This is a genomic window from Dyella sp. 01N36 (assembly GCF_056399745.1).
This window is the reverse complement of the sequence record NZ_JBFTRY010000178.1, coordinates 1-6,902: the sequence shown is the minus strand read 5'-3', so window position 1 is coordinate 6,902 and position 6,902 is coordinate 1. Positions and strand designations below refer to the sequence as shown.

At 65.1% G+C, this 6,902-nt stretch carries 7 protein-coding genes; 3 read left to right on the top strand and 4 right to left on the bottom strand.

Features of this window, described 5'->3' with window-relative positions:
• Positions 1–128 precede the first annotated feature (128 nt).
• Genes AC1DMG_RS18250 through prmB form a run of 4 tightly spaced genes read right to left on the bottom strand, consistent with a single transcriptional unit; the run spans position 129 to position 3,817 of the window.
• Complete coding sequence (locus AC1DMG_RS18250) at positions 129–1,148, bottom strand: 2-hydroxyacid dehydrogenase (RefSeq protein WP_441603474.1); 1,020 nt, start codon at positions 1,146–1,148, stop codon at positions 129–131.
• Between the two features lie 49 nt (positions 1,149–1,197).
• On the bottom strand, positions 1,198–2,286 hold the full coding sequence (gene aroC, locus AC1DMG_RS18245; protein ID WP_441603475.1) for a chorismate synthase: 1,089 nt from the start codon (positions 2,284–2,286) through the stop codon (positions 1,198–1,200).
• A 34-nt stretch (positions 2,287–2,320) separates the two neighbouring features.
• Positions 2,321–2,884: a GNAT family N-acetyltransferase gene (locus AC1DMG_RS18240; protein WP_441603476.1), complete on the bottom strand. Its 564-nt coding sequence runs from the start codon at positions 2,882–2,884 to the stop codon at positions 2,321–2,323.
• Positions 2,885–2,890: 6 nt separating this feature from the next.
• A complete protein-coding gene (gene prmB, locus AC1DMG_RS18235; RefSeq protein ID WP_441603477.1) occupies positions 2,891–3,817 on the bottom strand; it encodes a 50S ribosomal protein L3 N(5)-glutamine methyltransferase in 927 nt (308 codons plus the stop codon).
• Between the two features lie 233 nt (positions 3,818–4,050).
• Between prmB and AC1DMG_RS18230 the strand changes: the two genes are divergently transcribed.
• The 3 genes from AC1DMG_RS18230 to AC1DMG_RS18220 all read left to right on the top strand — a co-directional run bounded on the left by AC1DMG_RS18230 (position 4,051) and on the right by AC1DMG_RS18220 (position 6,706).
• Positions 4,051–5,181 carry an FG-GAP repeat domain-containing protein gene (locus AC1DMG_RS18230; protein WP_477177883.1) on the top strand — a complete coding sequence of 377 codons (1,131 nt, stop codon included), beginning with the start codon at positions 4,051–4,053 and terminating at the stop codon, positions 5,179–5,181.
• A gap of 92 nt (positions 5,182–5,273) precedes the next feature.
• Positions 5,274–6,119 (top strand): archaetidylserine decarboxylase, encoded by an 846-nt coding sequence (gene asd, locus AC1DMG_RS18225; RefSeq protein WP_441603479.1) that lies wholly within the window; start codon positions 5,274–5,276, stop codon positions 6,117–6,119.
• A gap of 152 nt (positions 6,120–6,271) precedes the next feature.
• On the top strand, positions 6,272–6,706 hold the full coding sequence (locus tag AC1DMG_RS18220) for a hypothetical protein (RefSeq protein ID WP_441603480.1): 435 nt from the start codon (positions 6,272–6,274) through the stop codon (positions 6,704–6,706).
• Positions 6,707–6,902: the final 196 nt, after the last annotated feature.

Here is a 6,902-nt window from a genome sequence, read left to right as displayed (position 1 = left end):
GCTCTTCTTGCTCATGTTCCGTAATCAGGTAGGAGGAATCGGAAAACCGTCCCCGATCTCCGCTTCAGCGGAAATCTAGCCGGGGCGGCGCGCAAAACAACCTGCGACACGCGCGGGCGTGAATGTCATCACGCTTTATGTGCAGACCAGCGTGCCAAAACCGCCGGATTGAGCGCGGTCGGCGGTTTTCCCGCCGCCTCGCCCAAGCCAAGCGCTGCGATCACATTGTCCGCCGCCAGGTTGGCCATCGCACGGCGGGTTTCTTCGCTGGCGCTGGCGATATGCGGGCTGAGCACGGCGTTGTCGAGCGCCAGCAGGTCCGCATGCACGGCCGGCTCGCCCTCGAACACGTCCAGTCCGGCCGCCGCCAGCTTACCTTCCCGCAGCGCCAGCGCGAGCGCCGCATCATCGACGATGCCGCCGCGGGCGATGTTCACCAGCACCGCCGAGCGCTTCATCTGGGCCAGCTCCGGTGCGCCGATGGCATGGCGGTTCTCCGGCGTGAACGGCAGCACCAGCACCAGGTAATCAGCCTGGCGCAACAGCTCGGCCTTGCTGACCAGGGTGGCCTGGCACTCGCGCTCGACCAGCTCGGGGAGGCGCGAGCGGTTGTGATAGAGCACGCGCATATCGAAGCCCGCAGCGCGGCGGGCAATACCCTGCCCGATCCGGCCCATACCCAGGATGCCCAGCGTGCGGCCATGCACGTCCAGGCCTAGCCAGTCGTCGAAACGCATATTGCTGCCCGGCCACTGTCCGGCCCGCAGCCAGCGTTCGGCGGCGCCCACGCGACGGGCCGCGGCGAGCATCAGCGCCCAGGCGTAGTCGGCGACGCTTTCGTTCAATACGTCCGGCGTGTTGCTGGCGAGGACGCCGGCGCGGGTCAGCGCGTCCACATCCAGGTTGTTGTAGCCCACCCCAAGGTTGGCGACCACTTTCAGACGCGTATTGCCCTCGAGCACGCCGGCATCGATGCGATCGGCCAGGCCGACGATGGCCGCATCGACGCCGGCAAGCTTGTGCTTGAGCTCATCGGCCGAGTGGCGATGCTCCACAGCTTCCGCGTCGACGTCGAAGTATTCGGCCAGGCGGGCCAGCACATCGGGAAACAGGGGGCGCGATACCCAGACTTTCGGTTTGGCAGTCATCAACGATCTTCTTCGTACGGGGCCCGGCCCCAACAGAGACCGGGAGAGCTCAGGGAATACGCGGCAATACCTCGCCCACGTCGCCGCATTGGGCGCGATGGCGTAGCGCGTGGTCCATCAGCACCAGCGCCATCATCGCCTCGGCGATCGGCGTGGCGCGGATGCCGACGCAGGGGTCGTGGCGGCCCTTGGTCACCACGTCCACCGCCTCACCCGCCAGATTCACGCTGTGGCCGGGAATAAGAATGCTCGAGGTCGGCTTGAGCGCGATCGAGGCCAAGACTTCTTGCCCCGTGCTGATGCCGCCGAGAATGCCGCCGGCGTGATTGGACGCAAAGCCGTCCATCGCCATCTCGTCGCGATGCTGGCTGCCGTGCTGGGCCACGACGCCGAAGCCATCGCCGATCTCCACGCCTTTCACCGCGTTGATCGACATCAGCGCCGAGGCGAGGTCGCCATCGAGCTTGCCGTAGATCGGCTCGCCCCAGCCCGGCGGCACGCCGTCGGCCACCACGTTCACGCGCGCGCCGACGGAGTCGCCGGATTTGCGCAGCGCATCCATGTACGACTCCAGCGTGGACACTTCGTGTGCATCGGGCCAGAAAAATGGATTCTGCTCGACCACATCCCAGTCGAACGAACCGGGCGTGATATCGCCGATCTGCGCGAGATAACCGCGCACGCGCACGCCGTAGCGTTCGGCCAGCCACTTCTTGGCGATGACCGCAGCCGCCACGCGCATGGTGGTTTCGCGCGCCGAGGAACGACCGCCACCACGCGGATCGCGGATGCCGTATTTCTGCCAATAGGTGTAATCGGCGTGTCCCGGACGGAAGGTCTCGGTGATATTGCCGTAATCCTTGCTGCGTTGATCCGTGTTGCGGATCAGCAAGGCGATCGGCGTGCCGGTGGTCTTGCCTTCGTAGACGCCCGAAAGAATCTCCACCTCGTCCGCCTCGCGGCGCTGCGAGGTGTGGCGGCTCTTGCCGGTGGCGCGGCGATCAAGATCGGTGCGGAACTCTTCCGCGTCGATCGACAGGCCGGGCGGGCATCCGTCGATGACGCAGCCAATGGCCGGACCATGGCTTTCGCCGAACGTGGTGACGGTGAACAGTTTGCCGAAGGAGTTGCTGGACACGAGGCTCGATCGTCTGCGGGATAACCGCCACAGCTTAGCGCGATGCAGCAAATCCTGCGTCGTTTACGCCGCGATCGCGCCATTCGCGCGCCAGCAGGGCGAACACCACGTCGTCCACCCATTCGCCGCGAAACAGCAGGCTCTCGCGGAAATGGGCTTCCTGGCGCATGCCGACGGACGCCAGCAAGGCCATGCTGGGCGTATTGCGCGGGTCGACCGAAGCGTAGATGCGATGGACGGCCAGGCTGCCGAACAAGGCATGGAACAGTGCCTGCAGCGTCTCGCCGGCGTAGCCCTGCCCCTGCGCAAAGGGCGCGATGGTGATGCCGATCTCGGCCTGTTCGTCGGAGAGGCAGAAGCCAACATCGCCAAGCAGCACGCCGTCATCGCTGCTACGGATGGCGCGCTGAAACCAGCGGCACTGCGGCGGCTTATCCAGTGCCATTTGGGTTCGAATGAAACTATCCGCATCGGCCAGCGTCTGCGGACACCAACCCTGGTAGCGGGACACCTCGGGGTCAGCGCGATACCCAAACAGCGCGGCCGCATCGCCCTCATGCAGGGCATCGATACGCAACCGCGCCGTGGTCAGCCGCATGATCGCTCAGCGACCCTTGCGCGCCTCGGCCGCCGCGCGAATCGCCTCGGCGTGCTCGATCAGGTCGCGACGTTCCAGGGCGAACACGCCCATGGGGCCGACCTTGAACTCGATCCACACGAACGGGACTTCCGGCAGCAACTCGCCCAGCTGACGCTCGCTCTCGCCCACTTCGACGATCAGCAGGCCGTCTTCGGTGAGATAGTCGGCCGCTTCATTGAGCATCCGCACGCAGATGTCCAGGCCATCTTCGCCCGAGGTCAGGCCGAGCTTCGGCTCGTGGCTGTACTCGCCCGGCAGCGCGGCGTATTCGTCTTCGGTGACATACGGTGGGTTCGACACGATGAGGTCGTAGCGACGGCCCTTCAGGCCGTTGAACAGGTCCGACTTCACCGCCTCGACGCGGCCTTCCACGTGCTGGAACGCGATGTTCTCGCGCGCCAGCGACAGAGCGTCATCGCTGATGTCGACGATGTCGACCTGCCAGTCCGGATTGAACTCTGCCATGGCGATGCCAATGCAGCCCGAGCCCGTGCACAGGTCCAGGGCGCGCTCGACATGGCGATGATCGAGCCACGGCTGGAAACCCGACTCGATCAGCTCGGCAATCGGCGAACGCGGTACCAGGGCGCGGCGATCACTCTTGAACTTCAGGCCGGCAAACCAGGTTTCACCCACCAGATAGGCCACCGGCAGACGCTCGTTGACGCGGCGCTCGATCAACGCCAGCACGCGCTCGCGCTCCTCGCTGGTCAACCGGCCCGCGCCATAGGCCGGCGGGATATCCGGCGGCAGGTGCAGGCTCGCCAGCACCAGATGGGTGGCCTCGTCGATGGGATTGTCGTGACTGTGCCCAAAGGTCAGCCCGGCCGCCGAAAAGCGGCTGGCGCCGTAGCGGATGAAGTCGATGATGGAGGCGAGTTCGTGGGTCACGGCGGGCACATGGGCGTGAAGGGGTCGCACAGTATAGCCGCTGCCGGCCAGCGGCCGCCCGCTGCTGCCGGGGGCCACCCCGGCCGTCCAAAAGTGGATGGAATTCACAGTTAGCGGCCAGCACCCCCTTTGGCCAATTGTGGGCCGCCGAGCGCGCTCGCAAAAATCCGCCCGCGACCAGCCATGGGAGGGGACCTGTCCGCTGGGTCGCACTCACTCAACAAGGGGAAAACATGAACGTAAGGAAGCTGGTCATCGCGGCCGCATTGGCTGCGGGTTTCTCTATGCCTGCGATGGCGCAAACCGACACGGGTGGCTCAACGGCGGTGACGCCCTGGCCTGCTTTTCTGCAGGAAGCCAATGAAGTGTTTCGCGCGGACTACTCCTATGTCGCGCCAAACGACGTCGATGGTGACGGCCTGAGTGACCTGCTCTGGGTCAACGCCGAGAAAAATGAGGTGGGCTATTGGCTGTCAGGCTGGGGCGACACCTATCCCCAGCCGTACATCGCAGGCGCACGCAAGGCATTTCACGTGCCCGCCGGCTATTACGTCGGCGCCACGGGCGACCTCAACGGCGATCGCATGGTCGACCTGGTACTCACCAACGCCGACCGCAAACTCTTCTTGTGGGCATCCAACGGTACGGGCTTCGACTCCACCCACATCGGCACGTACCCGGAAGGCTGGCAGTTGCTGGGCGCAGGCGACATCGACGGCGACAACAACGCCGATCTGCTGTGGTGGAACGACAGCAAGTGCGAGTTCGGCTACTGGCGCATGCAAGGCGCCACCGTGCTGGAAAGAAAGGTAATCAAGGCGACCTGCGGCTATCACGTGGCCGGGTTCGGACACTTCCTGCTATCCAATCACCTGGACCTGCTGTGGACCAGCGACGCCCATGACGTCTACCTATGGGCAGGCACGGATTCGGGCTTCATGTCCACTTTCCTGGGCAACTACGACCCGCAGGGTCACATCATCGGGACGGCTCTCGCCGGCGACGGCGGCGGCATCAACGTGTATGTGCAGAACGATGCCGCTATGCAGTTCACGCAGTACGAATGGGTACGCTACTACGACCAGCAAGGCAATGTAGGACTGACCACGTTCAATGCCATCCGTAGCCTGCCGATCAACCAGGGTGACTACTTGGGCGCCACCGGCAATATGGATGGAGCGAACGAAGCCGTGCTGCTCTGGGGCAACGACACCGCCAACGCGGCCACCACGCCGAAGGCGCCGGGACGCCTGACCTGGTACACGAGTACGTACGGGGCCTTCACGCCCGGGAGCAACATCTGGCAGGCCACCGCCATCGCCAGCTATCCGACCGGCTGGGCTTTGCTGGGGTCAGGTCACTAAGAAACGAAGGTCGGCGGCCCGCCCGGTCGCCGACCTTCCCCGATGCGCCCCGGCCCGAGGCAATCGACGCCGTCATCGTTCATACTTGCGGGATGACCTTCAACGTACTCCTGCAATACATCCTGCCCCACCGCGCGCTGTCGCGGGTGGTCTACTGGGCCACGCGCTGGACCTTCAAGCCGTGGAAGAACTTCCTGATCAGCACCATCGTGCGCAACTATCAGGTCAATATGGCCGAGGCGGCGCAGCCCGATCCGCTCGCCTACCAGCACTTCAATGCGTTCTTCACCCGCAAGCTGCGGGCCGATGCACGCCGTGCCGATGCTGATCCGAAGGCCCTGATTTCRCCGGCCGACGGCAAGATCAGCCAGATGGGCAAGATCGTTGATGGGCGCATCTTCCAGGCCAAGGGCCAGGAGTACACCGCCGCCGAACTGCTCGGCGACGAGGCCAGTGCCACGCCGTATCGCAACGGGCGCTTCGCGACCATCTATCTGTCGCCGCGCGACTATCACCGCGTGCACATGCCGCTGAAGGGAACGTTGAAGGAGACCGTGCATGTGCCCGGCCGCATCTTCAGCGTCGCACCGTTTGCAGTGGAAGCGATTCCGCGCCTGTTCGCGCGCAACGAGCGGCTGGTCTGCCATTTCGATGGCGAGCACGGCCCGTTCGTGGTGGTGATGGTGGGCGCCATCCTGGTCTCGAGCGTGGCCACCGTATGGGACGGGCTGGTGATACCGCCGTATGCCTCGTCGATCCGTCGCAAGTCGTTCGCCGGCCAGCAGATCACGCTGGAGCGATTCGCCGAGATGGCCCGCTTCAATATGGGCTCGACCGTGATCATGCTGTTCCCCGAAGGCATGGCGGAACTGGATCAGCTGGCCTCGCAGCAGCATGTGCAGGTGGGCCAGCGCCTGGGCGTGGAAGTCGGGGCTTAAGCAAGCCGCCCGTCAATTTATTGACGCCGCGAGTGACGCGTTTCGTCGTTTTGTGACCTTTTTGGCGCATTCCCCGCGCCGGGCGCGGCTATGCTCCCGCTCGGCGACGCCCCTGCGCGAGCGCCATCCCCAGGCCAGACCGAGGACCGTCCATGCGCATCGTCACCCGACTCATCGCGATGAACCGCAGTCGCCAGCTAGGCAGGCAGCTGCGCGAAATCGAGCGCCAGATCCATGCCCTGCCCAAGCGCAGCCGCGCCCGCCTCGGCACCATGGCGCTACGCGAAATCGGCCAGGCCTCGCGCGGCGACTTTCCGCATCTGTACGGCACGCCCCCGGAAGAGCGTTACCTGCCCTGGGGCCAGGGCACCGAGATCGGCCTTGCCCGCGCACGCTCGGACAACCCCGAGGTGGCCATGCGCGGCATCGCACTGTGGCTGGCCGTGGCCTACCACGAGACCAAGAACACCCCGCACCCGAACCTGCAGCCGCACCACCGCGACCTGATGCGGCTGCTGCGCGGGCTGAAGGAAGATCATCGCGCCGATCCCATGCAGACCTGGATGCAGGCGCCTGCCGCGGCCTGAGTCCTCCCACTCGCCCATGAAAAAACGCCGCCCTCAAAGGCGGCGTTTTTCGTTGTTGCGATGGCTAAGGCGCAGTCATCACCGACAAGTCGGCAACTTGAGCACCTGCCCCGGCTTGATCTGGTGATGCCTGAGGTCGTTCATCTCCGACACCTCCTGCACCGAGGAGCAGCTCGCCTTGCTGACGATGCTGGTG

Coding starts and splice junctions, on each gene's coding strand:
- AC1DMG_RS18240 (WP_441603476.1), bottom strand. CDS start 2,884: ATGCGGCTGACCACGGCGCGGTTGCGTATCGATGCCCTGCATGAGGGC.
- AC1DMG_RS18250 (WP_441603474.1), bottom strand. CDS start 1,148: ATGACTGCCAAACCGAAAGTCTGGGTATCGCGCCCCCTGTTTCCCGAT.
- AC1DMG_RS18220 (WP_441603480.1), top strand. CDS start 6,272: ATGCGCATCGTCACCCGACTCATCGCGATGAACCGCAGTCGCCAGCTA.
- AC1DMG_RS18230 (WP_477177883.1), top strand. CDS start 4,051: ATGAACGTAAGGAAGCTGGTCATCGCGGCCGCATTGGCTGCGGGTTTC.